This is a genomic window from Nocardioides sp. SYSU D00038 (assembly GCF_016924665.1).
Classification (GTDB): Bacteria; Actinomycetota; Actinomycetes; order Propionibacteriales; family Nocardioidaceae; genus Nocardioides.
This window is the reverse complement of the sequence record NZ_JAFFJT010000026.1, coordinates 38036-63085: the sequence shown is the minus strand read 5'-3', so window position 1 is coordinate 63085 and position 25050 is coordinate 38036. Positions and strand designations below refer to the sequence as shown.

Sequence of the window (25050 nt, the reverse complement as noted above, 5' to 3'; positions counted from 1 at the left end):
GGTGACCTCAGAGCAGGCCCCGCCGGCCACGTCGTCCGACCCGGGCGGCGACCCGGCCGAGCGCAAGCGCGCCAGCCTCCCCGTGTGGCAGGAGAGCCTGCTGCTGCTGGGCTTCGCGCTGGTGCTCGCCGTGGTCATCAAGGCGTTCCTGGTGCAGGCCTTCTACATCCCGTCGGAGTCGATGGAGCCCGGGCTGGTCAAGAACGACCGGATCCTGGTGCAGAAGCCGTCGTACTGGTTCGGCGAGCCCGAGCGCGGCGACGTGGTGGTCTTCGAGGACCCCGGCGGCTGGCTGGGCGCCGCCGACGCCGGCCCCGAGGGCGGCGTCACCGGGCTGTTGGCGAAGGTCGGCCTCTACCCCGAGGGCGGCCACCTGGTGAAGCGGGTGATCGGCACCGCCGGCGACGTGATCACCTGCTGCGACGCCGACGGCCGGATCTCGGTCAACGGCCAGGCGCTCGACGAGGACGACTACGTCACCCTCGACCGCAAGAAGGCCAAGTGCAACGGCCCGATGACCGGCAACTGCAGCTGGCAGGCCGGCCCGGTGCCCGAGGGGCACGTCTTCGTGATGGGCGACCACCGCGACGACTCCGCCGACTCGACCGTGCACATGTGCACCCCCGAGGAGACCGACTGCGTGAGCGGCCAGGAGTTCGTGCCGGTCGACCTCGTGGTCGGCAAGGTGTTCGCGCTGGTCTGGCCGCTGTCGCACTTCTCCGGGGTGGGCCGCGCCGACAGCTTCGACGACGTCCCCGACCCGGAGAAGTGAGCACGCTCCCTCGCGGTGCGACGGTCCGGCGCGACGCCGGGCTCTACGGCTACGAGCGCGCGCTGCGCCGCCACGGCATCGACCTGGTCGCGGGGGTCGACGAGGCCGGGCGCGGCGCCTGCGCCGGCCCGCTCGTCGCCGGCGCGGCGATCCTGCCGCCGGGCAGGGCGGGCATCGTCCCGGGCCTCGCCGACTCCAAGCTGCTCACCGCCCGTGCCCGCGAGCGCTGCTACGACCAGGTGGTGCGACGGGCGCTGGCCTGGTCGGTGGTCGTGGTCTCCCACGAGGAGTGCGACCGGCTCGGCATGCACGTCGCCAACGTCGAGGCGCTGCGACGGGCCGTGGCGCTGCTCGACGTCACGCCGTCGTACGTGCTGAGCGACGGGTTCTCCGTCGACGGCCTCGGCGTGCCGGGCCTCGCGGTCTGGAAGGGCGACCGGGTCGCGGCCTGCGTCGCCGCCGCCTCGGTGCTGGCCAAGGTGACCCGGGACCGGATCATGACCGAGCTCGACGCCGAGTGGCCGGCGTACGACTTCAAGACCCACAAGGGCTACATCACCGACGTGCACGCGGCTGCGCTCACCCGCCACGGGCCCTCGCCGGTGCACCGGATGCGATTCGTCAACGTGCGGCGGGCCGCCGGGCTCGAGCCGCTGCCCGAGGGGCAGAATGAGTCCGTGGTCGCCGACCCGGCCACCCACGACCAGGAGAGTGCATGAGCGCCGAGGAGCTCGAGAAGTACGAGACCGAGATGGAGCTCACGCTCTACCGGGAGTACCGCGACGTCGTCGGCATCTTCAAGTACGTCGTCGAGACCGACCGCCGCTTCTACCTGTGCAACCAGGTCGACGTGAAGGCGCGCACCGAGTCGGGCGAGGTGTTCTTCGAGGTCTCGATGGCCGACGCCTGGGTGTGGGACATGTACCGACCGGCCCGCTTCGCCAAGAACGTCAAGGTGCTGACGTTCAAGGACGTCAACGTCGAGGAGCTCAACCAGAGCGAGATCGAGCTCCCCAAGTCCTAGCCCGCCCCGGTCCAGACCATCGGCTCGGCCGATCGGTCGAGTTTCCGCGACTCGGCCACGCCCGGCTCCCCGCGCGGCTAGATTCGCAGCCGGCGATTGAGGGATCGCCATCTCGAGGGAGCGAGAAGCGGGTACACGCATGTCCGGTGGAGGGAAGCGCCAGCAGCGACGCACGGACGGGGGAGCGGCAGCGGTCGAGTTCGCCCTGATCGTGCCCGTGCTGCTGCTGCTCACGTTCGGCCTCATCAACTACGGCTACATGCTCAGCTACCGCCAGGGGCTGAGCCAGGGTGCCGCCGAGGGGGCGCGGGCCGCCGCGGTCGCGCTGCCGAGCACGACGTCGGGGGCGAAGCTCACCGCCGCGGTGAACGCCGTCAACGAGTCGCTCGGCTCCTACGGCGTCAGCTGCGCCGCCACCGCCGCCGGGGCGGCCACCTCGGCGTCCGGGGCGCTGCGCCGCGACTCCGCCGACGTCGGCACCTGCACGGTGACGATCGCGGCCTGCCAGCAGACCCCCACCGCCTCGTGCGCGCGGGTCAGCCTGGTCCACGAGTACGCCGCGCACCCGCTCATCCCGTCGGTCCCCGGCGTCGGGCTGGTGCTGCCCGACGAGCTGTCCTACACCGCGGCCGCGGAGGTCAGCTGATGCGCGCCCCGGCCCGGCCACGGCGCGACGAGCGCGGCTCGGTCGTGCCGGTGGTCGCGGCGATGGTCGTGGGCCTGGTGGTGGTGGCGGCGTTCGCCGTCGACCTCGGCATGCAGCGGGTGGTGCGGCGCGACATGCAGGCCGTCGCCGACGTCGTGGCCCTCGACCTCGCCCGCCACCTCGACGGGCGGCCGGCGGCCGCGCTGGCCCCGGTGATGGAGTCGCAGCGCACCAAGAGCGTGGCCCAGCAGGAGGGCTCGGCCCTCGGTGACGACCTCGTCGTCGACTACGAGCTCGGCGCGGTCACCGACGCCGGGGTCTTCGCACCCGGCGTCGACCCGCCCACCGCCGTGCAGGTCACCGCCCGGTCGGGCATCGACTTCGCGCTGATGCCCGGGCGCGGCAACGCCTCGCGCTCGGCCGTCGGCATCGCCGACAGCAACGCCTGCTTCACGATCGGCTCGTTCGCGGTGGGCCTCAACCGCGCCCCCGGCACCCTGGTCGCGCTGCTGAACCCGCTGCTGGGCGACACCGACCTCGACGTGGTCGGCTACCAGGGCCTGGCCGCCGCCACCGTCGACCTGCTCGGGCTGGTGCAGTCCGACCACATCGGCGTGGGCAGCGTCGACGAGCTGCTCGCGCTCGACGACCTCACCGTGGCCGACCTGATGCTCGCCGCCGCCGACGTGCTGCGCGACCGGGGCGACGCCACCAGCGTCGTGCAGGCCACCGTGCTCGAGGGACTCGCGCAGACGTCGGTGGTGGCCTCGACGGTCATCGACGTCGCCGACGTGCTCGCGCTGTCGACCGCCGGCGACGCCGCGCTGATCGCCGAGCTCAGCGTGCTCGACCTGATCGGCGGTGCGGTGTTCGTGGCGAACGGCGACCACTTCGCCGCCGTGCCCGGGCTCGACCTCAACCTGCCCAACCTCGCCAGCACGACCCAGTCGCTGTCGATCATCGAGGGGCCGAGGCTGGCCTGCGGCAAGCGGGGCGCGACGGCGACCACCGCCCAGGTGCGGCTCGATGCCTCGGGCGCCGTCGGCACGACGGTGCCGGTGCCGCTCGGCGGCACGATCCGGATCGGCGGACCGCTCACCGTGGCGGTGCGCACCGCCGAGGCCACCGGTCGCCTCGACGAGGTCACCTGCAGTCCCGACGTGGTGCCGGTCGACGTCGTGACCTCCCTGGCCAGCCTGAGCGTGGTGACCGAGCTCGGCATCACCGGCGACAACATCGGCATCGGGCAGGCGAACCTGCTCGGCATCCCGCTGCTCACCGGTCTGATCACCGCCGACATCCACCTCGGCCAGACCGCCGAGAGTCGGCTCGGCCAGGGCGCCAACCCCGGGACCACCGTGACCTGGACCGTCCCGCCGGACGCCTACGGCTCGGTGAAGTCCGTCGACGGCGGCGACCACGTGCTGCCCGACGCCACCCTGCGCACCACCACCGCGCTGACGATCAGCGACATCCGGATCGCCAACGTCCCCCTGGCCGACGTCAGGCTCCTCGGCCTCCCGCTCGGGCAGGCCGTGCAGGGCCTGGTGGTCACCACGGTCAACGGCGTCGTCAACGGGCTGCTCGGCGCCACCGGCCTGATCACCACCACGGTGGCCAACCTGCTCACCACGACGGTCAACCCGCTCATCGGGCGGGTCAACGGCCTGGTCGGCCCGCTGGCCGACGCGCTGGGCCTGCACCTGGCTGGTGCCGACGTCCGGGTGCTCGCAGCTGCCCAGTGCAACCAGCCGGTGCTGCGGGGCTGACGGGGCCCGACCACGGGGCCCGACCACGGGGCCCGACCACGGGGCCCGACCACGGGGGGACGGCCGACCCGGCCGGGGGAGCGCCCGGCCGGGCCGGCCGACCCGGTCGCCCACCCGCAAACGCCGTCCCGGGGCGACGCCCGGGGTGACCCCCGGGGGGCGACTCAGTCGACCAGCCGCACCGGGTCGCCACCGATGTTGGCGTCCCAGGTCGTGAAGTCGGTGACCGTGCCCGGGAAGCTCACCTCGACCCGGAACCAGCAGCCACCGAGGGTGGTGGCGTCGCAGCCGTAGTCGTGGGGGATCGGCACCACGATGTTCTGCAGCGCGCCGTCGTGGGTCGAGCTGCGCACGGTCGCCGTGCAGTTGCTCAGCGCGGCGAACGTGCCGCCGTTCTTGGCGCCGCGGCAGCCCGGCACCTGGGCGGCGGAGGCCAGCGAGCCGGTGGCGTCGAGCGGCTTGAGCACCCGGATCGTGGCGCTGCTGGTGGTGGCCCCGTCGGCGGCGTCGAAGACGTCGAAGGTGATGTACTGCCCGTGGGTGCCCGGCAGCGCCCGCACCAGGTTGAAGACCGCGGTGGAGCCGGCGACGTTCTGCAGGATCGGCATCGAGTCCGAGCCCGACACCGACACCTGGGTGCGCATCGTCGTGCTCGACGGGACCGCCCGCACCGAGAACGCGTTGAGGCCCGTGCCGGAGGGGGTGTTGCCGGTCGCCGAGGCCACGGCCGAGTTGTCCTCGTAGACCATCGAGCTGAACGTCGTGCCCCGCTCGTTCCTGTTGACCACCGGGGAGCCGCCCAGGGCGACGTTCGTGCGCACCTGCAGGTAGTAGTCGCCCGCGCGGGACGGTGTGAAGGTGCACAGCTCGACCCACTGGTGGAAGACCCGGGCCAGCTCGGGGTTGTACGCCGCGTTGGTCGTGCCGGTCGTGGTGTAGCGGCGCAGGGCGTTGGTGAACCAGGTGCGTTGGTCGGTGGTGCTCGAGCCGCTCGGGCGGATGCCCCGGAACTGCTTGGTGCAGCCCGCGATCGCCGCGCCGGAGAGCGGGTTGTAGGTGGAGGTCTGCTGGCGCAGCACGAACGACGTGGTGGGCGGGTCGGAGGCCGCCGAGGACGAGCCGGGGTTGTAGTCGCCGGAGCAGTAGCGGGTGCCGGTGCTCTCGGAGGTGTAGCGCGCCTTGCCGTCGGTGGTCGTCCAATGGTTGGCGGCGTTGGGCACCGCGGTGCTGGCCGGCAGCAGCGAGCAGTCGATGGTGGTGTGCACGTAGGCGGGGTCGTAGACCTGCACCGACACCGGCGTGCCGATCGCCTCGGGCTCGACGTGCACGGTGAAGAAGTAGCCGGCCGGCCGGGTCTCGGAGTTCCTGCCGCTGCCGCACCGGTAGGTCGTCCCGCTGTTGCTCGTGCCCGTGCAGTCGGTGGTGCCGTAGCGGTCGCCCTGCACCTTGTCGGTGCTCGGGCCCTCCAGCGCCGCCCAGAACTGGGGGTAGGAGGTGCCGGTCGTGGCGTTCTTGGGGCAGGTCGTGAACGGGCTCGCGGGCAGCGCCGTCCCCTGCGGCTGCGGCGCGGGCGCGGGCTGGCTGGGCGGCTCGTTGCCGAAGGTGTTGCAGGGGCTGCCCATCGGGGCGGGCGCGGTGTAGTCGGCGGTGGCGGAGCGGCTGATGCTCGACTCGCTCAGCCCCAGGTAGGCGCCGAAGGTGTTGGGGATGGTGCTGGTGACCGTGACCCGCAGCTGGCTCGCGGTGCCGCCGCGCTCGACCTGCACGGCGGCGTCGTCGCCGGGTGCGTAGCCGTTGTCGGCGGCGACCGCGAGCGCGGCCGAGGTCGCCTTGGCCAGGTCGGTGGGCATGTAGGTGACGCCGGCCAGCGCGGCGGCGTCCGCGGCCTTCTGCACCCGCTCGGCCTCGAGGTACCAGCGGGCGGTGTCGACGCCCACCGCGGCCAGGCCGAGGAAGACGAACGCCGCCAGGAAGGCGACGAGCAGGGCGGCGTAGCCCGCGTCGTCGCGGGCCCGCCGGGGGGACGATCGGGTCACGGGTGCTTACCCGGCGCGCAGGTGAGGGTCGGCAGCGGCTCGAAGGTGAAGACCGCGTGGTCCTCGAGGTCGATCTCGTCGACGAACAGCCCGGTCACGAACGAGTGGGTGACCCGCAGGTAGATCCCGACGTTCTCGGCCACCGTGGGGCAGGCGTTGATCTGGGCGCTGGCCCAGCTGCCGCCGTAGTAGCGGAACGAGTCCTTGGCCGGCACCCACACGTAGCGCACGCAGCTGCTCGCGCAGGTCCACGTCTTGCTGCCGTCGGCGCCGGGGTAGCCCTCGTCGTTGGCCCGGTAGATCCACAGCTCCTCGATGGAGTCGCGGGGCAGCGCGGTGCCGGCCCGCTCGATCGCGTTGGCGGCCAGCTGGGCGAGCATCGGGGCGTTGGTTGGGGAGCAGGGGGAGAGGCAGTCGCCACCCTCGGCGGTGCCGCCCGGGCCCGCGCCGGCGTTGGCCGACGCGGTGCGGCCGCCGGTGCGCACGGCGGAGGTGAGCGCGACGTCGTTCTTGACCAGCATGGCGAGCTCGACGATGCCCAGGGCCAGCAGCATCACCAGCGGGGTCACCAGCGCAGCCTCCAGCGCCACGGCACCGCGGGCCCCCGAGCGCACACGCGCGGACATCCCTCACACCCTCCCCGGTTGACGGACACCCGAAGGCTAGTGACGGCCGGGCCCCCGGGTCCCCGGTCCGCGGGCAAATGACCCCTTCGTGGCGGGAGTCCGACCGATCGGATAGTCCACGTGGCCTCCACAGGCCATGCCCGCGCGGCCGATCTCCACAGCCGGACCCCGCTCCGCCCCGCCCGGGCCCGAACTCCCCGAGGCTCGGGGCAGGAGGTCACGACATGACGACGGCAGCAAGCAGACGGGCCCTGGGGGCCTACGGCGAGACGATCGCGGCCCGCCACCTCGTGGAGCGGGGGATGGTGGTGCTCGACCGCAACTGGCGCTGCACGGCGGGCGAGCTCGACCTGGTGCTGCGCGACGGCGACGTGCTCGTGGTCTGCGAGGTCAAGACCCGTCGGAGCACGGCCGCCGGCACCCCCCACCAGGCCGTCGACGAGGTCAAGCTGGCCCGGCTGCAGCGGCTCGCGGCGCTGTGGATGGAGCAGCACGGCGTGCGCTGCGACCACGTGCGCATCGACCTGGTCGCCGTGGTGCGCCCACCCCGCGGTGCCGCGCTCGTCGACCACGTGCGGGGGCTCGGCGGATGAGCTTCGCGACCGCCCACTCGGTCTCGCTGCGCGGCGCGGTGGGCCACCTCATCGACGTCCAGGCCGACATCAGCCCCGGGCAGGTGGCGACCGTGCTGGTCGGGCGCGCCGACGCCACCCTCCAGGAGTCGCGCGACCGGGTGCGGATGGCGGTGATCAACTCCGGCTTCGACTGGCCCGCGACCCGTCGTACGACCGTGCTGCTCTCGCCCGCCGACCTGCCCAAGACCGGCACCCACTTCGACCTCGCCATCGCTACGGCCGTCCTGGCCGCCGACGACAAGCTCGACCAGGAGCTGCTGCGCGACACCGCGATGATCGGCGAGCTGACGCTCTCGGGCGGGCTGCGGCCGGTGCAGGGAGTGCTGCCCATGGTGCTGGCCGCGGCCGAGCGCGGCATCCGCCGGGTCTTCGTGCCGGAGCCGCAGGCCGGAGAGGCGGCCATGGTGCCCGACATGGCGGTCTTCGGCATGCGCTCGCTGCTGCAGGTGCTGGCCGAGCTGCGCGGCGACGAGGTGCCACCCGCGCCGCCGGTGGCGCCGCTGTCCTGGGCCCGGCTGCTGTCGTGGCGCGGCGACGACCGGCTCGACGAGGTCGACCTCGCCGACCTGCACGGCATGGCCGACGCGCGGTTCGCGCTCGAGGTGGCGGCCGCGGGCGGCCACCACCTGCTGCTGTCCGGCCCCAAGGGGTCGGGCAAGACCAGCCTGGTCGAGCGGCTGCCCGGCATCCTGCCCGACCTGTCCCGGGAGGAGGCGCTCGAGCTGACGGCCATCCACTCGCTGGCCGGGGCGCTCGAACCCGGCGACGGGCTGCTGGTACGGCCGCCGTTCTCGGCACCCCACCACGACGCCACCAAGGCGAGCGTCGTCGGCGGCGGCACCGGTCAGGTCCGGCCCGGCGAGATCAGCCGGGCCCACACCGGCGTGCTGTTCATGGACAAGTCACGTTAACCGTGTGTCACGCTGCGACTTGGAAGCGCAGCCCAGGGAGTGTTGATCCCGAGAGAGGAGCGCACGAGCGCCCCGGCCGCACTGCTTCAGGACTGCCTAGGTCGCTCTTCGAGATCCTTCCGGCGTCGCACCGCGTCGCGGAGGACCGCGAGGTTGCGTCGTTGCTCGCCGCTCAGTGGCGGCGCCTTCGCCAGCCAGCGTCTAAGCCACTCATCACGGCTCACGTGCACACCGCTTCGCGGCTAGTTCCGCTATGGCGAGAGCATCCAGGCGAGCAAGGTTCTCCTCCTGCTGACGACTGAGCGGGGGCGCCTTGGCTAGGTGCTCGGCGAGCCCTTCGGAAGCCTCGCTGAACTCCAGCTCAGCCATCGCCACCATCCTCGTTCGGACGAGGGCGCACCTTGCCGAACAGCAGTAGCGCACGCTCCTGCTCGACGGTGAGTGGGCCGGGTGGACGTTCGTCGTGCGACCCTCTCACCCTTGCGCGGGCAGGCCCGCAGTAGAGGTTGCCTTCACGCCACGACTCCAGCCTTGCGCAATCGCGTAATGCGCGACCGAACGGAGCCGTACGTCCGACCAAGTACCAGTGCCTGTTGAACTCGAGTGTGGGTCTCGTGGGTCTCGATCAGAAACTGGTCCTCACTGGGCGCGTAGCCGCCAAACACCACGGCTCTTTCGCGGGCGAGACGCGCCGTTTCCGAATAGGCCGCCTTGCCTATCGCCAAGCATGACGCCCGATAGCGCTCGTACCGCTCGCGGTTATAGACCCGAATGGCGTCGGCGTTCTCCGCTCGGTAGCGCGCTGACCGCTCAAGGTCGGCCTCTCGGTACTTCTCATACTCATCCCGCTTGGCAAACTTGCATTCGTAACACCGGCAGGCGTGCTTCTTGTAGCCGTTCAAGGTGCCGTGCCACACCTCGTCGTCTGCATGCTCGCCAGAGCAGGAGGCAACCCGGCAATACCGATCGACTCCGAGCCGGGTCTCACTCATCGCGCGTCACTCTCCGAGCGTAGAACTCCCACAGGCCGCCGCCGATCGGTCTGGCCGGGCACTCGTCAGGATCAAGCAGCTCGAGGCCGAACCGCGCGAGCTCGCTATCGAGGATGGCCAGCTCGTGACCGTGAATCTCGTGGACGATCGTCACGCGGTAGTCCTCGTGGTCGTCATCCACTGTCAGGGTTGTGGTACGGCCCGCCGGCAGATCGATCTGGTGGGCGGTCACGCTGGAGGGCGTAGTTGAGAGGGTCATGGGCTCGGGGGCTCCTTGGGGGGTCGGTGAACGAGAAAGCCCCGCATAGCCGCCCGGCAGTCTCGTCGCCTGCCGGCCCAAGTTGCCGCCTCCGAGAGGCGCGATGCGGCTATGCGGGGCCCTGTCGCCCCCGGTATCCCCGAGCTGGTCCCTGGTGCGACATTGAGAACTTTGCCGGATACAGACCATTGCGCCTATGACGAATGTTCGCCATTCCCAAGGGGCATCGCTGAATGATAGGATCTGTATAGACAGATCGGGGTCGACGACCCGATTCGCTCATGTGATAGTAAGCGATATCCAGTGCCACCCGGACGGCGTTCTCGCAGGTCAAGCACTATGCCAAGTCGTTGGCGCGAACGTGACGAGTTAATTTCTCGGACCTGGAAACCTCCGCAGGATCTCGCTTGCTAACCACATGCGGTGGTGGGCGAAGTTGCCAATGGGGTCATACCCCCAGGGCCGGCCTCTCGTCCATCAGGTATCAGAACCGGCGCATCGCGGGGAAGATCGATGGGCACCCGCCGCCGAGATGTATGGCTGGTGCGATGCAGCACCTACCCCCAGAGACCGCCGTGAGTCGAGCGTTGGTCTTGATACAAGACCTATTGGCCGAGGCCTTGCAGTCGTCTGCACTTCACTCGACAGGCCGGGCACGCCTTGTAGAGCACCTAGCGAACGTCGAGGACGCCCTACGGGGCGGTCGATCGCCTGAAACCGCGGTTGCTGGATTGTTGCGAGAGATGGAAACCGTCAGCGCGTCAACGGGATTCTTCGCGCAGCCAGCCACCACTCTGCAGGAGTCGGTCGGCCAACTCGCGAGCCTCGCCGTCAAGGATTCGGCCCGCGCGCTGGGGGTCCCTCTAACGAAGCTGCAGATCGATGCTCTGCCTTGAGCCCCAACCGCGACCTGCAATGAGAGACTCTGACACATGGTTGTGCGAGTCCGTCTTGGCTCGGCCACGCTCTCAAGCGGCGACAGGATCGAGTTCAACCCTGCGGGTGTGACCTGCGTAGTCGGGGGCAACAATGTGGGAAAGTCGCAACTTCTGCGAGATATCGAAGGCTTGATGTTGCCGGCCTTTAATCCCATAGTCCTTGAGGACTTGCAGGTAAAGAAGTCACCTGCCTCCTCGGCGGAGGTCGTAGATTTCGTGCGAGCCAACGGTTACCCGGATCCATCGAGTCCTCAGGATGGTCACTTGTTTCCTCGCGGCGGGGGATCTGCCATTCGCCCAGACGACTTTTCGATGGTTTACCAAAACGGGGATGGAGTAGGGCTACTGAAGGGTTGGTTCGTCTGGCACGCCTCGGCCGGTAGCTTGGGATACGTCGCAAGTTCCGGGGTGGGCGACGGCGGGGTAGAGATCAATCCCGGTCACCCATTGGTCAAGTTCTTCCGGAACGGTCACCTCGAGCGCGAGCTGTCAAGTTTGGCCGAGCAGACGTTTGGGCTCGCGCTAACCCTCGACAGGGTGAACGGCAATGTCCGATTGCGCGTGGGCACGCCCGAGGCGGACGTGCCGCCCATCAACCTGCCAACACCCGAGTACTCAGACGCGGTCGCTGCCCTCCCCCTTCTCGAACGGCAGGGAGATGGGGTGAGGAGTTTCGTTGGACTAGCAGTTCAAGTGCTCACCGAAGCCTACGGAATTATGTTGGTGGACGAACCTGAGGCGTTCCTGCATCCAGGGCAGGCGCGAGCCTTGGGACGATGGCTTGCGCGTGAGTCAGCGGCGAGAGACATACAGGTCGTGGTTGCGACACACGATCGCGACTTTGTGCTCGGTTTGGTAGATGCTCAACAGGCGCCCGTGCGACTCATGCGACTGAGGCGTGAAGGTGATCGAAACTACATTCAGTCCATTGACCACAGCGAAGTTCTGAGCCTCTGGGCAGACCCAGTCATGCGCTACTCAAACGCGCTCCAAGGCCTCTTCCACAATTCGGTTGTCATCACCGAGTCTGACGGCGACTGTAGGTTCTACGCTGCCGTCCTAGACGACGTCGCGCGCACCCGTGGGCGAACACATCTCGCTGATGACGTTCTCTTTGTCCCTAGTGGCGGCAAACAGAGAATGGCATCCATGGCTGGCGCCCTGACGCCCTTAGGAGTCAGGACTTTCGCCATCGCCGACTTCGACTTGCTCAACGATCAAGCGACAGTTGTGCGCTTGGTGCGATCCCTAGGAGGTACCTGGACGGAGGAGATGCGCGGGGACTACGTCGCCTTCGCAGACCCGTGCAATCGACAGCAACTCTGGCCGAGGCTCAAAGAAGCAGGTCGGGCCGCCGTACCGCCGGGTGAGCCGACAGGGCGCCTGGACGCATTGCTCGGGGCCTTAAGAGACGTGGGCTTGCTGGTCGTGCCCGTGGGAGAGATGGAGAGTTTCCATCGCACCATCGCACTACACGGTTCCGCATGGGTAAGCGAGATGCTCGAGCAACGAGGTCACGAGTCGTGTCTCCCAGCTCGCGACATGTTGGAACCCTTGCTGAGCTGCCCTTAAAAGGCCCTTGACGGCAGTCGCGCAGCGGTTAGCCTCCGAGGATGGGCTTCCGGGCACGCAAGAGCTTCAAGGTGATGCCGGGTGTACGCATGACGGTGAGCAAGAGCGGGATAAGTGCCTCGGCCGGCGTACGAGGAGCACGGGTCACCCGCACGGCATCGGGCCGAGTCACCCGCACGGTTGGCATCCCGGGCTCGGGTCTGTCGCACACCAAGACCGTCGGGGGCGGCGGACGTCGACAGGCACCGGCTGCCCGACCGCCCGTTCAGTCCCCGCGTCCCGTGAAGCCGGGGCTTCTTGCGCCCAAGTGGGAGAAAGAACTGCACAAGGCTCTCATCGGCCAGAACGCCAGTGACTTGCCACGCATCGCTCAGACCTACCCTGAGGAGGCAGGTTTGGTCGCCACCTTCGACGGGCTTCTGGCGATGCAAGCGGGTGAGAACGAACGGGCCCTTCAGGCATGTCGCTGGGCCTGGTCAACTGGTGTGGATGCTGCCGCACATCCCTTCGTCCAGAAGTACATCGGCAACAGCAGCGTGACCTTGAGCGTCGCGAGTGGGGTGAGCGCCTCGGTCCCCATCTCTCGGGACGCACTTGGGCTAGCCCTCGCAGAACTCGAGCAGGAGGCCGGCAACCTCGCGGCCGCAATCGAGGTGGCCGAGGGCCTAGACCCGTCCCTGGTTGCCGCCGTGTCCCTTTGCGAGCTCTACCTCGAAGCAGGCAGGTATGACGACGTGGTGGACGTGAGCAACGGGGTGCGCAACGAGGATGACGCGTCGGCTCTGGTTGTGGCTTTCCGTGCGGTCGCCCTTCGCGAGCTCGGACACCACACGGCAGCACGCGAAGCCTTCAAAGAGGCGCTTAAGTCGCGATCCCGTGACAACGCTATCCGCCACTACGCGCTGATTGAGCGTGGGTTGTGCTACTTGGCGGAGAACAAGAAGGCCATGGCGCGCAAGGACTTTGAGCGAGTGCTAGCGGAGGACTCGACATTTCCCGGCGTGGCCGAGCGTTTGGCCGCCCTAAAGGACTGACCCGGGCAACCTAGTTCGCCCCACCCACTTGCGCTATGGCTTTCAAGGCGAGCGCGACCTAGCGTCGGCAGCCCGTCGCCGTGACGGGGGTCACATCGAGAGAGGTGCACCCCATGCGCGTTCGCATCGCCGCCTTCGCAAGTCTCATCCTCGCCCTAGGCGCTCTCATGGGCTTCGTGAGCGCCTCTCCAGCGCAAGCTCGAGACGCCAACTGCACCGACTTCGATTCCCAAGCCGCCGCTCAGAACTACTTCCTGAACCACGGGGGCCCACACAGCGACCCCGACGGCTTGGACTCTGATGGCGACGGTGTCGCCTGTGAGTCGAACCCCTGCCCCTGCAACAACAGCACAGGTGGGGGCGGCGGGGGCGGCGATGGTCACGCCGGCGGTGGGGCCAAGAAGAAGCACAACATCCAGGTGCGGGGCGAGGAGGTCCGCAACACGAATCGCTTCCGAGCGGTTGGCAAGGTGACGACCTACAAGGGCCAGCGAATCCAGATCCAGCGCAACATTAAGAAGCGCGGATGGCGCTACCTCACCAGGACCAGGACCAAGCCCGGCACCGGGAAGTTCAGGGTGCCGATCGCCGGTCCGAAGGGATCTTGCTTCCGCGTGATGGTGCCGGCCACGCGCAAGTACCGGCGGACCTACAAGGACTTCGGCTGCATTCGTTAACAACTTGGGAGCAGAGATGGGCAAGGGAAACGACAACGACCGCTACGTAGTGAGAAACCAGGAGCGCGGTGGGTGGGACGTGGTGAAGGAGAACCACGAACGGGTCTCCGATCACTTCGACACCCAGGCAGAAGCTATCGGTCGTGCAAAGGAGATCGTGGAGAACCTCGGTGGTGACGGGGAGGTGCGCATTCAGGGTCGTGATGGACGGTGGCGAGACAGCGACTCGGGCTCGCGCAACGAGAGTCCCGCTCGGGACACGAAGCACTAGGGCAACGCCTTGGGCAGCAGGCGCCCCTCCGCTCGCTCCGGAGGGGTGCCTGCTGCGGTTGTCGGTGAGGATCTCGACGCCGGTGGCGACATGGACGAGAGGTGATCGCCGCGATGATCGCGGCCCGGGCAACTTCAGGGCCTGGAGACGCCGCAGTCCACGAGTGCGTGGTGCATCACAGTCGCTTCGCAGCCCGCAGCATGCTTGAACCTAGGACGACGGGGCGTTGTCTAGGACTCCTCAGCCGGTTCCGGCTCAGGTAACTCGGGGGTGGGGCCCTGGGGGTCGATGCCGGGCGTGGGGGAGCCGGCCGGGTCGGCATCGGGTGTCAGGGCAGGATCGGACGCGGGCTCGATAGGTGCAGTGGTCATGGCACGCCAGTACCCAGGCGCGGCATCAGGACGCGACCTAGCGGCCTCCGCCGCCTCAGCGGTCAAGCTCGGCGCTGCTTGCGACCATAGGGTGCCGTCTTTGTTGTCGGCGAGCTCGTAAAGCAGCCAGGGGTCGATGCCCCGCTCGGTGGCGAGGTTGTGGGCCCAGGTGAGGGCCTCACCTCGGGAGCTGGCTTCGTGGGTGGCGATCATCGCCCCGCGGCTGCACCGGACGTACCGCCTAGGTGACTAGGGCAGTTCCACGCACAACGTGTACCCGGGCATGATGCGGCGGAAACTTGACGATTCCGTCGGGTCACCTGGAGCAGGAATGTGGTGGGCCTATGCGCCGCTGCCGCCCCGTCCACCCTCCTGGCGAGGTCGCTCCTGCGCGAGTGCCTGGACCAGTTCTTCGAGATCGTCATGAAACTGCTGGTGCAGACGGGCGTTGATGTACGCGGCCCCGCAGATGGCGTAGGCCCTCAGCTCGCCCATGTCGCTGTTGCCCTTCGCCCCGAACCGAGGCTCGTCGGTCGTGAGGGACCCAGCGGCTCAAGCCCTCGCGCTCGAGGCAAGGCTCGTTGAACAGCGCGTGAAGAGCAGTCGGTTTCACGTCACGATCCGCCGGCTCCCTCGTTCCTCGACTGGGCACGGCGTCTGGACAAATGCCTTGCCCCACTTCGAGGAGGGTGCGGGTCGTCTCCCAAACCATGGGGTTCCAAGGACGACCCGCCCCCTCCCAAATCCCCCGCGCTGGGTGGGCGGGGCGGCTCGTCCCTGCCTAGGCCAGCCCAAATGGGCTATGGCGTAGGCCGGCTCTCAGGCAGACCCTCGGCAGCAGTCCGTCTCTGCTTGGAGGTCACCATGGATGCTGCTGAGATCGGTATCGCCGCGGTCGGGGCGGTCGCCGCATACATCGCCATGTACTTCGTTGCCCGGATGCCGAAGCACGGCGTCGCCAACCTGACAGGAGTGTTCGGTGCGTTGTTCTCCGGCGTGGTTGTGAGCTTCATCGTCACCAACATCAAGAGCACCAAGACCGACCCGCAAGACGTCTGGTGGTACGGCGTTGGCCTGGCCGTCGGACTCGTGGTGTGGATAGCCCTGAGGGCTTTGAAAGGCGGCGAAATTGCTTGGTGGCGCCCGTCGCCCTGAGGACCGGGACAGCGGCGTAGGACGTGCCGACTCTGTTCCCGCGTCGCGCCCCCGGTCGTGCCCCAGTCGTAAGACGGCTTGGCTGGTCCCCCGTCACCCGAGCACGTCGCGGCTTGCGAGCCGCTCGGCTCGTTTGGTTGCTGGCTCGGCCAGGCCGCGGCGATGACAGGGCACCTGAAGCACGATGTCTGAATCAGAGCTCGCCCGCCGCGCCACCCCTCCGCCTCTAGTAGTTCCGGCCCGTCGGCGCGCCCATCGACCCGCCCGGCTCAGCTGCTCCTACCGGAACCCGTTATTGAACAGCGCGATGTAGAAGCCGCTGCCGATCTTGGAAGCTCCGGTCGTCGACTGGTAGTAGCCGGTGTGTGCCGACATCGAGAAGGCGCCGCTGCGGTTGCAGATGTCGTCATTGAGGTGGCAGGCCGTGACCACGGCTGAACCGCGCCGCTTGGGAAGAACGGGACCCGCCCCGAGTGCGCCGCTTCCGTACATGGTGGTGCCACTTGTGAAGAAGACGTGGTGGCCAATCTCCGGCGTAGTCTGGTTGAATCCGCGGCGCTCCGGGTCGCCTATCAGGCCAACCAGCACCACCTTGTCCTTCAGGCTATCCGGCAGGTCGCGTATGGCCCACCTAACGACCGAGGCCCCCTGGCTGTAGCCGACGAGGGCGAACTTTGTCTTCGGGCATGCGGCCGCGATGTTCTTCACGTTGCTCATCGTGCTGCGAGCACCCGCGCCGACGCTCTTCCAGTATGGGCCGCGGTCGAAAGCCGTAGTCCAGTTCACCGAGATCGCCGGATACTCAGACTTCGTCAGGCTACGGAACCGAACTGTGCCCGTCCGCTTGACCCGCGTGAGGGCGCTCTTGATGCCCGCAGCCGCCTGAGGTCCGAATCCCTTGGTCGATCCCGATGATGAAGCCTCTTGGCCGGAACCGCGAGCGCCGATCACCACCAGGCTCGCGCATTTCGAACTGGTCGTTGTGAGTTGCGCTGCCGCGGGCGCGGCGGCTGTTACCAGTGAGGCAGCGACGGCGGCGGCGAGTGTTAGTGCGCCAGCTGCGATTCTACGAGTCCCCATGCGCTGCGATAGTAGGGGAACCGCGCGCTGCCTGCACTCCGAACACTGACCCTCACGGTCAAATCGGCCGCGCGCCCAGGACGTGGTCGCCGAATGTCATTCACCCCGACCGGGCGCGCTAGACGTAGGTGTCGATCAACATGGGCAGTTTGGTTCCCCAACCCTGTTCAAGCGCACGCGGCCGGGGCACAATCGTCGGCACCGGGTCGCCTAGGCCCGGCCTCGCCGCTCCTGTGCCACACACCTGGCGAGGCGACGTCCCCCGGATCCGCCCACGCGCGTGGGGGGTCAACGCCGGGGGAGGTCGCGCCTAGACGCACGAAACCCCGCCACCTTGGTCCATGAATGTCCGCACAGGAGAAGAACGATGATTCGCAATCAGCGCGTGGTCCTCGCAACCGCAGCCCTCGTTGGGGTCATCGTCGCCAGCGGTCTTAGTTCTGGGAGCGTCGCCTCTTCGCCCCAGGAGGCGGCAAGCGCGACGGCGTACCCACTCAAGACCTCTGCCAGATTGCAGACATTCGCCGACAAGAACAACGATGTGAGACTCCGTGTCTTCGGCGGCGGTGTCGAGACCGGCGCGTGGGATGCGGACATTCGCAAGGTGCGCGCTGGCATCACCCGCCACCAAGTGCGGGCCAAGATCACGTTCGATCCGGCTAGTAGCGTTCGTGAGCGGCTCAGCGTGCACCTCTTCCTCAGGGCATCAGGGGATGACCCCGGCTACTGGGCAGCGATCGATCAGACACTCATCGAGGGCGAGCGGCCCCGCAAGTGGCTTGCCCGCTTCTACCCCGGCGAGTTCAACCCCATCACGGTGCCCTGCAGCGGCTTCCGAGCCAAGCTTGGGAGGCCCACCGTCACGTTCATCATTCCCAAGCGCTGTCTCCAGTCATCGCAGTTTCAGACGAAACGAATCTCCATCAAGACGGAGTACTACTACGGCGACGCTGAGGGCTACGACCGGTTTCCGCAACGAGGAACGCGACGCATCAGCCTAGGTCGACCCTGACCATCAGCCAGCAGTCACGACGGTGACTGGGGTGCCTGAGGTTGGCCTAGACCACGGCATCGAGCTGCGTCACGAGATGGGCACCCCAGCGTCCGAGTTTGTAACTTGTCTGACCGTATCCAGCGACCCGTAGGAGACCCGACATGACCCTCTTTCGTGCGTTTTCGCTTGCAACGTCAATGCTCTTGACGGCTGCGCTGGTCACGCTGTCCCCACCGGCCAACGCCGCCACCCAGTACGGCTGGGTGTACGTGGTCGTCAACGACAGGGTGTGCGGCACACCAGGGGTGAAGGTGCGGGACGTGCAGGCCAACTTCCAGTGGAGCGGCGGCTCCCGGACGATCAACTGGGAACGCGACGGCGACAACATCGTCTACCCCAAGGTGGCGCTGAAGAAGACGGTCAAGTATCAGATCAACGCCCGCTGCTTCAAGAAGACATTCTTCGGCTGGACCAACGTGGGCTACCGGGTGGTGACCGGATCGTTCAAGGCCACGAAGCACAAGCAGACCATCTGGGTGGGCTAAGAGGACGTCGAAGACACGAAACCGCCCCAACCACCGTGAAGTGTGGTTGGGGCGGCATGTGTCTCATGGTCGGGTATAGGAGGCTCGATGATCGGCGTTCGCTCGGCGGCAGCAGAGCGTGAAGCGCATCCGGCATGTGGAGTTGCAGAACCGGGCCTTCAGGCCGTCGTCTAGCGGAGACTCACAGGCTCGGCACTGCCACGCGGCAGCACGACGCTGCACTGCCGCGTCGCTGACGTCGAGTTGCAGTTCAACAGGTCTGGCCATGTTGGTCCTTCTTCCACGCGTCGTAGTCGGGAGTGAACGCCTCGGCTAGGGCGACGTGAGCCAGGGACAGAGTGCCGAGTGGAGTGGTGCGGGCGTGTGCTCTGTCGAACCGCGTGTGGTGGCGACGGCACATGACGACGTAGTCGCCGGGGTGGATCGAGTAGACCTGCCCTCTGTCCTTCCCGGCTAGTTGCGACCGTGCCTCGGAGGAGTTGTGGCGGTAGGCCCACGCGTTGCCCTCGCCTACGTGCTCACACACCATGCAGGGCAGCTCGCGCGCAGGAGCAACGGTGTTTGAAAGTCGTTGATGCACTGCACCGACCGACGGGTTGTCCACTCGCCGAGGATGTGGGTGGGCGCTTCGATCGCCGCATGTGCGTGTGGTTGCGCTTGCGACGTAGCGAAGTTGGAGCTCCTTCGTTCTCCCGCAGGTGCAGGAGAACAGAGCGTAGGTGCCTGAACGGCCGTTGGACGGCGTGTGCTCCATCAAGGTGAGCTCGGTGTCGACGAAGCGGTGCCCGACATCAAAGCGTCGGGCCATGGGACGAGTCGGCGACTGGGGTGTTCGCTCCCTCGGCGCCCGTCGCTCTCGGTCGACCGCATGGCGTTCGCGGTAGCGACACTGCTCGGTACAGAAGCCTTTACGTGGGCCGCGACTGCGCCGTTCTGGGAGCCATCGCCGACAAGCGCGGTATCCGCAAAGGGCCTGCCCCGTCTGGGGGGTCTGAAAAGGCTTAGAGGCGCTCACAATGGTCCCTCTCGTCGCGTTCGCACGGAACTGGCATGTCTCCACCCAGTGCTGCTTTCGTGGGGCATTGCTCGCAGAAGCCGGCCTCGTCCATGTACCGCGCGACCAGAAGGCGGTAGTGGCCGCGCCAGGAGGAGGGCATCTCGAAATCCATGCCGATGCGCTGGCTCAACCGGCGCGCTTGCTCTGGTCCAGCGAGAGCTCGAGCAACCGCTTTAGAGCGTCAACGTTGCCGGGTGTGAGGCTGAACACGACACCGTGGCCAGGCTCATCCGTGGCCCTTTCTAGGTACAAGCAGGTCGTAGGGAAGAAGGGCGCGCCTTCGTCCCCTGGTCCCCATGGGAAGACGCCCAATCGGTCGCCGTCCTGCTCGAGTAGCAATTCGTAGTAGTGGCCGAGGCGCATGCGGACTCCTTGGTGAGGCGTGGTGGCGAGGACATGACCGGATGGGGGCGGCTGTCCCCTTGAAGTCGGGACGAGTAGCGCGTGACGCTATGGGCGAGACCCTTCACGCGAGAGGACTGCACCCGTATGGCAGGCAAGTTCGAGATCTTCAAGGACAAGAGCGGCGGATACCGGTTCAGGCTCAAGGCCGCGAACGGAGAACAGGTGGCCTCGAGCGAGAGCTACACGACTAAGGCGAGTGCGATCGGCGGTACCGAGGCTGTGCAGCGTGCAGCCGACGGCGCGAGCGTCGTTGACCTGACTGGCGAGTAGACCCCGGTTGGCACCCCCGACGAACTGGCGTCGGGGGTGCCTCCACTTACCTGACTGAGTCGATCGAGCCGTTGCCTAGGCGTCCGGCTCGCAGTTCGCGTGCACGGCGCTGAGCGTCGTGGTCGTCGATCGTGGGGCGCGGTTCGGCGCTGCAGGTGCAGGGGCACGAGCAGTCAGCCGTACGAGCTGGGGTGTCGGACATCGGGATGCCTACCTCCGCACGATTCCGATGCCGCCGCCCTTTCGGCCGAGCTTGAACCCGACTTCGGCGAGGGCACGCACTAGCGTATTGAAGATGAGGTTGGGCCCTTCCTCAAAGCGCGTCGAGCCGCTGGCCCGTCGGGGCGAGAGCTGTACGCCATCAAGCACGAGGTTATACATCCCGGGCTGATACCGGCCGTTGGAGAACTCGGTCACGCCCACCCTGCGGTACGACACTCGCCCGAGGGTCTGACCTGGCGCCAGACCCGCATCCACAAGGCGCTGCCCGGCGGCATCGCTCGCGGCGTCTCGATCCAGCAGAAGATCGAGTAGAGCCCGAACGCCCGCCACTACGGAGTCAGTGAGCTCCTGGGTCGCGGCGTCTACCTGATCCGGGAGCCATTCGTCACCGACCTCATAGGCCACCAGGTTGACGACATGCTCTCGCTCGACCTCGACAGCAGCATCGAGGCACTCCTGCGCGCCAGTCAGCGCTTTGAGAGAAAGCTCGACCTGCGCATCCGCCGCGGCAAGCTCGAGAGCCTGCACAGCAGCTCCAGCCTGAGCCTGGTCGCGTAGGTATTGCGCGTGCTGCTCGGCGTCCTGGAGCGTTGCGGCGGCGGCGTCGCGCGTGGCCTCTGCTGTCTCGCGAGCCTTGGTCGCCTGGTCGGCAGCCGTCTTGAGGCTCTTGTGTTCCTGCGTGCGTGTCATCCGTGTCTCTCCTATCGAAGTAGGTAGGGCCCGAGCGCCGCGGAGAGTGACGGTGCTCGGGCCCTACCGGATGCCGAGGAAGCGCTGGCTTACGAGCGCGCGGCCTCGGGGCCTATGTGGTGTGCAATTCGTTGATTTCGGACGCTCAGATGTCTCCTCGTGCACGTCCAGCCGCAGCGAAGAAGTCCTCCTCGGTGCTGATGGAGGAGCCCGGTGCGGCGTAGTAGTTGAGCTGCTTGCCGACGTAGGTGCTGCCAGCAGCACCCCCAGTGGGGGCGTTCACCGGGCCGGCGACCTTGCCCCGGGTGGGGCTGGCCGGCGTGAACACCGCATTGATGCCGTTGCCCCCAGCGCCGTTGCCCAGCTCCTTCTTGAGCTGGTCGTTGAGCGCCTTGATGAGATCGGTGGCGAACTTGCGGAGCCGCTGCTGGAGCGGGCCCAACTGGCTGATGAGCTTGTCCACGTCGTTCTGTGCGGACGCCACCAGGTCGCCGAACATGGTCTGCCCTGCGGCAGCACCGACACCCGCGGCGGCGTTGTCGATCTCGGCCTGGAGGTCGTTGACCTGCCCGACGCCACCGTTGAGGATGGACTCGGCAACAGCCAGGCCGGCCTGTGGACCCGCAGCAAGGATCTGCTGGAGGGTTGTCTTGTTCAGGCCGTCCTTGATGAGCTGCTTGATGACGTCGCGGAACTTGACCGCCTTGTTGCGAGCGTCCTCCAGGCCGCGGACGATGCCCGCGTACGTGGTGACACCCATCGACGTGGGGTCACTGGTCGCCACGACGGTGGCGGTGACCTGCTCCCGGTAAGCCTTCTGCTGCTCGATGAGCGCGTCCAACTTGTCCTTCGCCACGTCGTACTGGTTCATCAGCTTCTCGTGCTGCTTGGCCAGTTCGCGGTACGCGGTCACCTCGTCGCCGAAGCGCTTGCGGATGGCCGCAGCGCCCTTCTTGCCAGCCTTGTCGAGTCGCTTCTCGAACAGGTCGTTGACCCGATCCAGCAGCTTCTCCAGGCGCTTCTCGAAGCCCTCGCTGAACAGCTCGGCCACCATCTCGCCGGCACGCTTGCCCCCGAGGGGGCCACCCTGCTTCTTGCCACCGGGGGTGCCAGTGGAGGAGTAGGCCGTGCGGTGGTTGGTGGTGATGTTGATGACCCGCCCGTCGAGGGCGTTCACCCGCGAGGTGAGCGTGGCCAACGCCGTGGAGGCGTTGTCCCGCAGCTTGGCCGTGGCTGTGACGATCGTCTTGTTGTAGGTGACGAGCTTCTTGGTCACGACCTCGAGCGGCTTGGTCGCGTTGTCCTTGACGGACACCTTGGCAACGCCGTCGAGCTTGCCGATGTCCTCGACCTTGCCCTTGGTGCGCTTGACGGCATCGTCAGCGCCCTTGACGTCGGCCTCGACCTTGGGTCGGACCTTGAGTCGGTCAGTGGTGCGGAGCTGCTTGATGAAGGTGTCGACCTCAGCCTTGGTGGCCTTCACGCCCTCGGTGGTGACGAGCGTGCGGACCTGCTTCGGCGTGAGCTTGTAGCGACCGATGATCTTGTCGACGTCGGCCAGCGTCTGAGCCTGACCCTCAGCCTGGATGCGCGTGATGACTTCCTTCGGGAAGCCGCGGTACAGCTCGGAGAGCGGAGCGGTGGCAGAGGCCAGAGCGCGAGTCGCAACCTGGTCCTCTTTCAGCTCGTAGCCCACGTCAGCAAGGGCGTTCCGCACCTTGTGGACGTCGTTGCGCCACTCCTCCCACTCAGGAGAGCCCTGCGTGAGTCCACTAGATCCGTCCATCAGCGACTTGAAAAGGCCGTCGATCTCCGCACGAGCTCGCTTCCCCTCTTGACCGGTGCCGACGAGTGCGTTCACAAGCTCGCGCTGACCGATGCCCAGATCGGCAGCCGACTTGAAGGCGTCGGTCTGGCTCAGGCCGAGGTAGGCCATCTCGTGCGTGGCGCGAGTGGCAGCCCCGGTGATCTGGTCGAGCGTGCTGGCGAAGTCGAGAGCCGGAGGCTTGGCTTCGGTCAGCGCGTCTCCCGCAGCGCCCGCAGAGGACACCAGGCCGACGAGGGCTCCACCGGCAGCACCGATAGCAGTGCCGAGCGGACCGAAGGCGGAGCCGACGAGGGCTCCACCGGCAGTGGACGCCAGGACGCTGAGGGCCTTGTTGGACCCGGCAGCCTCGGTGCCCAGGGTGCCGACAGCGAGGCCAGCACCCACCAGGCCCAGGCGGGCCCGGGTCATGCGGGCAGCGAAGTTCTCCGCCCCGACACCGGCACTGAGGAAGGCGCCTTCGGCGACCTTGGCCTTGGTGCCAGCAACCACGAGACTGTCGGCGAAGCTGGTGACACGAAGGCGAGCGGCGCTGCCCAGCCACATGGTGCCGGCAACGATGGCGCCGATCGCAACCAGCTCGGACCCGAGGGCCCTGACCGGCGCGGGCGCCTTCTGGATGAGGTCGATGAACCCGTTGACCGGAGCCAGCACGTCGGCCACAGCGCTCGCAAGGACGCCGACTCCACCAGCGAGGTCGTCGACCACCGGGGTGGCCAGCTCGACCGCGTTGACGAGCCCATCGCCAAGCTGGTCGATGAGGGGCTCGAGGTCGTTCAGCAGGTCGCCGAACGTGGGGGACAGGTCGTCCAGCGCGGTGCCGAGGGCACGCGACAGGTTGGTGCCGACCTGGCCAACAGCGTCGACCAGCTCAGCCAGCCCGTCAGCGACCTTCGGAAGCGACGGGGCAATGTCCTCGACAGCCGTGTTCAGGTCGTCGAAGAAGCCCAGTGCGGCGGTCTGCACGCTCGGCTGGTCGAGGGTGTCGAAGATCGCCCCGAGGCCGGTGCCGGCAGCCTTGCCCGCCTTGGGCAGCGCCTTGGACGCGACGTCGGCCAGTCGGAGCATGAAGCCCTCGAACTGCTCACCGCTGCGGTCGGTCAGCTCGTCGAGGCCCTCTCGGGCCCCGCGGAAGGTGTTGCGCAGCGCGTTCTGGAAGGTCGGTCCGTTGACCGTCTCCTCGATGGACTGCGTGGTGGCCCGGAGGGTGGCCAGCGTGGAAGCCCCGGACTCCTCCGCGGCCTCCGCGAGGCCGGACAGGATGCCGCCAGTGTTGGCGACCACCCCGCCCAGATCCTGGAGCGCGATGACGCCCTGGTCGACGAAGCGCTGGAGGCCGTCAGGCCCCTGCTCCGCCAGCCAGTTGTCGAAGTCGGTGGTGATCTCGCCGAACCAGGTGGCCAGTCGGGGCAGGTTGCCCGCTCCGACGTCGCCCAGCTTGGCCAACACGCCGACGAACTGGTCGGTGTAGCCGCTGGCGATGTTGATGGACGACCCGAGGTCGTCGAACATGCCGTCGAGCTGGCCGTCGAAGATGCCGGTGGCAGACGAGGCGAGGTTCCCGAAGAAGCCTCCGAGGCTCTCAGAGGCGCTCTCCAGCCCCCGGGAGAACTGGGGGAGGAGAGAGGTCACCAGGTTGCGGATGGGGGCCTCAGCGACCGCCCAGAAGCGCGCAGACATGCGGTCCTGGGTGGCTGCGAGCTCCTCCTTGACCTCGGGCAGGACCGTGTTGAAGTCCCTGAGGACGGCGACGCTGGCCCCGAGGCCGATCGCCATGCCGCCGAAGATCCCGGGGAGGGCTAGAGCCGCACCTGCCGTGCTGGCGAGAGAGCCGGAGAGCGACAGCAGGTTGGCGCTCGAGGTGAGCGCAGACGAGGCGAGGTTGGCGAGCGCCAGGTTGGTGGCGGCGATCTTGGGCAGAGCCCTGTCGAGGTTGCCGATGTACTCGCCGAAGTCGCTGCCGATGTTCGCCAGACCGCGACCGCCCGACAGGGCAGCCAGAGCGGTAGCCGTGCGGGCAGCCGCAGCTTGGTCGATGGTGGGAGCGATGGTCGCCGCACGGCGGCGGGACAGCACGTTGAGCTGACCCCGCACCTGCCGTAACGCGGGCGACGAAATGTCGGGGACGATGCTGACGCGCAGCTCGTCGATCTGCCGCTCAATGCGGTCGAGGTCGTGCTCCGCCTCGCGACGGAAGTCGCCCGTGTCCGGGACGACCTTGATGGCGACCTTGCCGATCACCGTTGCGCCAGCAGGCATGTGAACTCCTAGGAC

Annotated in this window: 23 protein-coding genes; 15 read left to right on the top strand and 8 right to left on the bottom strand. The window is 67.8% G+C overall.

Translation table 11 applies throughout. From position 1 onward, the window contains the following. The first annotated feature begins 1 nt into the window (after position 1). The 5 genes from lepB to JT721_RS15855 all read left to right on the top strand — a co-directional run bounded on the left by lepB (position 2) and on the right by JT721_RS15855 (position 4211). A complete protein-coding gene (gene lepB / locus JT721_RS15875; protein ID WP_205474233.1) occupies positions 2 to 772 on the top strand; it encodes a signal peptidase I in 771 nt (256 codons plus the stop codon). Then, entirely contained in the window at positions 769 to 1491 is a 723-nt protein-coding gene (locus JT721_RS15870) for a ribonuclease HII (RefSeq protein ID WP_205474232.1), read from the top strand. The genes lepB and JT721_RS15870 overlap by 4 nt, the downstream gene beginning before the upstream one ends. Then, positions 1488 to 1796, top strand: a complete 309-nt coding sequence (locus JT721_RS15865; RefSeq protein ID WP_205474231.1) for a DUF2469 domain-containing protein — start codon at positions 1488 to 1490, stop codon at positions 1794 to 1796. Before JT721_RS15870 ends, JT721_RS15865 begins: the two co-directional genes overlap by 4 nt. 139 nt (positions 1797 to 1935) lie before the next feature. Further along, positions 1936 to 2442, top strand: coding sequence for a TadE family protein (locus JT721_RS15860; RefSeq protein WP_205474230.1), 507 nt, complete (start codon positions 1936 to 1938; stop codon positions 2440 to 2442). Next, positions 2442 to 4211 carry a pilus assembly protein TadG-related protein gene (locus tag JT721_RS15855; RefSeq protein WP_205474229.1) on the top strand — a complete coding sequence of 590 codons (1770 nt, stop codon included), beginning with the start codon at positions 2442 to 2444 and terminating at the stop codon, positions 4209 to 4211. The genes JT721_RS15860 and JT721_RS15855 overlap by 1 nt, the downstream gene beginning before the upstream one ends. Before the next feature lie 164 nt (positions 4212 to 4375). Here JT721_RS15855 and JT721_RS15850 read toward each other — a convergent pair whose 3' ends face one another. Both JT721_RS15850 and JT721_RS15845 read right to left on the bottom strand, forming a co-directional pair. After that, positions 4376 to 6247 (bottom strand): pilus assembly protein TadG-related protein, encoded by a 1872-nt coding sequence (locus JT721_RS15850; RefSeq protein WP_205474228.1) that lies wholly within the window; start codon positions 6245 to 6247, stop codon positions 4376 to 4378. Beyond that, a complete protein-coding gene (locus JT721_RS15845; RefSeq protein WP_205474227.1) occupies positions 6244 to 6873 on the bottom strand; it encodes a TadE/TadG family type IV pilus assembly protein in 630 nt (209 codons plus the stop codon). The genes JT721_RS15850 and JT721_RS15845 overlap by 4 nt, the downstream gene beginning before the upstream one ends. 224 nt (positions 6874 to 7097) lie before the next feature. Between JT721_RS15845 and JT721_RS15840 the strand changes: the two genes are divergently transcribed. Next, positions 7098 to 7466, top strand: a complete 369-nt coding sequence (locus tag JT721_RS15840; protein WP_205474226.1) for a YraN family protein — start codon at positions 7098 to 7100, stop codon at positions 7464 to 7466. After that, positions 7463 to 8419 carry a YifB family Mg chelatase-like AAA ATPase gene (locus JT721_RS15835; protein WP_240340879.1) on the top strand — a complete coding sequence of 319 codons (957 nt, stop codon included), beginning with the start codon at positions 7463 to 7465 and terminating at the stop codon, positions 8417 to 8419. The genes JT721_RS15840 and JT721_RS15835 overlap by 4 nt, the downstream gene beginning before the upstream one ends. A 213-nt stretch (positions 8420 to 8632) precedes the next feature. On the opposite strand, the gene JT721_RS15830 is transcribed toward JT721_RS15835, so the two are convergent. The 3 genes from JT721_RS15830 to JT721_RS15820 all read right to left on the bottom strand — a co-directional run bounded on the left by JT721_RS15830 (position 8633) and on the right by JT721_RS15820 (position 9643). Beyond that, on the bottom strand, positions 8633 to 8788 hold the full coding sequence (locus JT721_RS15830; RefSeq protein ID WP_205474339.1) for a hypothetical protein: 156 nt from the start codon (positions 8786 to 8788) through the stop codon (positions 8633 to 8635). A gap of 143 nt (positions 8789 to 8931) precedes the next feature. Then, on the bottom strand, positions 8932 to 9411 hold the full coding sequence (locus JT721_RS15825; RefSeq protein WP_205474225.1) for a hypothetical protein: 480 nt from the start codon (positions 9409 to 9411) through the stop codon (positions 8932 to 8934). Further along, positions 9404 to 9643: a hypothetical protein gene (locus JT721_RS15820; RefSeq protein WP_205474224.1), complete on the bottom strand. Its 240-nt coding sequence runs from the start codon at positions 9641 to 9643 to the stop codon at positions 9404 to 9406. Before JT721_RS15820 ends, JT721_RS15825 begins: the two co-directional genes overlap by 8 nt. Before the next feature lie 959 nt (positions 9644 to 10602). Here JT721_RS15820 and JT721_RS15815 point away from each other — a divergent pair. The 5 genes from JT721_RS15815 (at position 10603) to JT721_RS15795 (ending at position 15688) form a co-directional block, all read left to right on the top strand. Then, positions 10603 to 12180 (top strand): ATP-dependent endonuclease, encoded by a 1578-nt coding sequence (locus JT721_RS15815; RefSeq protein WP_205474223.1) that lies wholly within the window; start codon positions 10603 to 10605, stop codon positions 12178 to 12180. A gap of 41 nt (positions 12181 to 12221) precedes the next feature. Continuing rightward, positions 12222 to 13214, top strand: coding sequence for a DUF4236 domain-containing protein (locus tag JT721_RS15810; RefSeq protein WP_205474222.1), 993 nt, complete (start codon positions 12222 to 12224; stop codon positions 13212 to 13214). Between the two features lie 113 nt (positions 13215 to 13327). Next, positions 13328 to 13891, top strand: a complete 564-nt coding sequence (locus JT721_RS15805; protein ID WP_205474221.1) for an excalibur calcium-binding domain-containing protein — start codon at positions 13328 to 13330, stop codon at positions 13889 to 13891. A gap of 16 nt (positions 13892 to 13907) precedes the next feature. Beyond that, positions 13908 to 14162 carry a DUF2188 domain-containing protein gene (locus tag JT721_RS15800; RefSeq protein ID WP_205474330.1) on the top strand — a complete coding sequence of 85 codons (255 nt, stop codon included), beginning with the start codon at positions 13908 to 13910 and terminating at the stop codon, positions 14160 to 14162. Positions 14163 to 15397: 1235 nt separating this feature from the next. Further along, on the top strand, positions 15398 to 15688 hold the full coding sequence (locus JT721_RS15795; RefSeq protein WP_205474220.1) for a hypothetical protein: 291 nt from the start codon (positions 15398 to 15400) through the stop codon (positions 15686 to 15688). Positions 15689 to 15967: 279 nt separating this feature from the next. Here the strand turns inward: JT721_RS15795 and JT721_RS15790 are convergent, their stop codons facing one another. Then, positions 15968 to 16768, bottom strand: coding sequence for a cutinase family protein (locus JT721_RS15790; RefSeq protein ID WP_205474219.1), 801 nt, complete (start codon positions 16766 to 16768; stop codon positions 15968 to 15970). Between the two features lie 367 nt (positions 16769 to 17135). Here JT721_RS15790 and JT721_RS15785 point away from each other — a divergent pair, with 367 nt between their 5' ends. The 3 genes from JT721_RS15785 (at position 17136) to JT721_RS15775 (ending at position 20039) form a co-directional block, all read left to right on the top strand. Then, positions 17136 to 17780, top strand: a complete 645-nt coding sequence (locus JT721_RS15785) for a hypothetical protein (protein WP_205474218.1) — start codon at positions 17136 to 17138, stop codon at positions 17778 to 17780. 143 nt (positions 17781 to 17923) lie between these two features. After that, positions 17924 to 18307, top strand: a complete 384-nt coding sequence (locus tag JT721_RS15780; RefSeq protein ID WP_205474217.1) for a hypothetical protein — start codon at positions 17924 to 17926, stop codon at positions 18305 to 18307. 1546 nt (positions 18308 to 19853) lie between these two features. Then, on the top strand, positions 19854 to 20039 hold the full coding sequence (locus JT721_RS15775; protein WP_205474216.1) for a DUF1508 domain-containing protein: 186 nt from the start codon (positions 19854 to 19856) through the stop codon (positions 20037 to 20039). A gap of 210 nt (positions 20040 to 20249) precedes the next feature. Here the strand turns inward: JT721_RS15775 and JT721_RS15770 are convergent, their stop codons facing one another. Continuing rightward, the gene (locus JT721_RS15770; protein ID WP_205474215.1) at positions 20250 to 20951 is read right to left on the bottom strand and encodes a hypothetical protein; all 702 of its coding nucleotides are present in this window, start codon (positions 20949 to 20951) and stop codon (positions 20250 to 20252) included. A gap of 145 nt (positions 20952 to 21096) precedes the next feature. After that, positions 21097 to 25035 carry a hypothetical protein gene (locus JT721_RS15765; protein ID WP_205474214.1) on the bottom strand — a complete coding sequence of 1313 codons (3939 nt, stop codon included), beginning with the start codon at positions 25033 to 25035 and terminating at the stop codon, positions 21097 to 21099. Between the last annotated feature and the right edge of the window lie 15 nt (positions 25036 to 25050).

Coding starts and splice junctions, on each gene's coding strand:
- JT721_RS15840 (WP_205474226.1), top strand. CDS start 7,098: ATGACGACGGCAGCAAGCAGACGGGCCCTGGGGGCCTACGGCGAGACG.
- JT721_RS15790 (WP_205474219.1), bottom strand. CDS start 16,768: ATGGGGACTCGTAGAATCGCAGCTGGCGCACTAACACTCGCCGCCGCC.
- JT721_RS15810 (WP_205474222.1), top strand. CDS start 12,222: ATGGGCTTCCGGGCACGCAAGAGCTTCAAGGTGATGCCGGGTGTACGC.
- JT721_RS15865 (WP_205474231.1), top strand. CDS start 1,488: ATGAGCGCCGAGGAGCTCGAGAAGTACGAGACCGAGATGGAGCTCACG.
- JT721_RS15825 (WP_205474225.1), bottom strand. CDS start 9,411: ATGAGTGAGACCCGGCTCGGAGTCGATCGGTATTGCCGGGTTGCCTCC.
- JT721_RS15795 (WP_205474220.1), top strand. CDS start 15,398: ATGGATGCTGCTGAGATCGGTATCGCCGCGGTCGGGGCGGTCGCCGCA.
- JT721_RS15780 (WP_205474217.1), top strand. CDS start 17,924: ATGACCCTCTTTCGTGCGTTTTCGCTTGCAACGTCAATGCTCTTGACG.
- JT721_RS15830 (WP_205474339.1), bottom strand. CDS start 8,788: ATGGCTGAGCTGGAGTTCAGCGAGGCTTCCGAAGGGCTCGCCGAGCAC.
- JT721_RS15860 (WP_205474230.1), top strand. CDS start 1,936: ATGTCCGGTGGAGGGAAGCGCCAGCAGCGACGCACGGACGGGGGAGCG.
- JT721_RS15815 (WP_205474223.1), top strand. CDS start 10,603: ATGGTTGTGCGAGTCCGTCTTGGCTCGGCCACGCTCTCAAGCGGCGAC.
- JT721_RS15770 (WP_205474215.1), bottom strand. CDS start 20,951: ATGACACGCACGCAGGAACACAAGAGCCTCAAGACGGCTGCCGACCAG.
- JT721_RS15845 (WP_205474227.1), bottom strand. CDS start 6,873: ATGTCCGCGCGTGTGCGCTCGGGGGCCCGCGGTGCCGTGGCGCTGGAG.
- JT721_RS15855 (WP_205474229.1), top strand. CDS start 2,442: ATGCGCGCCCCGGCCCGGCCACGGCGCGACGAGCGCGGCTCGGTCGTG.
- JT721_RS15785 (WP_205474218.1), top strand. CDS start 17,136: ATGATTCGCAATCAGCGCGTGGTCCTCGCAACCGCAGCCCTCGTTGGG.
- JT721_RS15775 (WP_205474216.1), top strand. CDS start 19,854: ATGGCAGGCAAGTTCGAGATCTTCAAGGACAAGAGCGGCGGATACCGG.
- JT721_RS15765 (WP_205474214.1), bottom strand. CDS start 25,035: ATGCCTGCTGGCGCAACGGTGATCGGCAAGGTCGCCATCAAGGTCGTC.
- JT721_RS15805 (WP_205474221.1), top strand. CDS start 13,328: ATGCGCGTTCGCATCGCCGCCTTCGCAAGTCTCATCCTCGCCCTAGGC.
- JT721_RS15835 (WP_240340879.1), top strand. CDS start 7,463: ATGAGCTTCGCGACCGCCCACTCGGTCTCGCTGCGCGGCGCGGTGGGC.
- JT721_RS15800 (WP_205474330.1), top strand. CDS start 13,908: ATGGGCAAGGGAAACGACAACGACCGCTACGTAGTGAGAAACCAGGAG.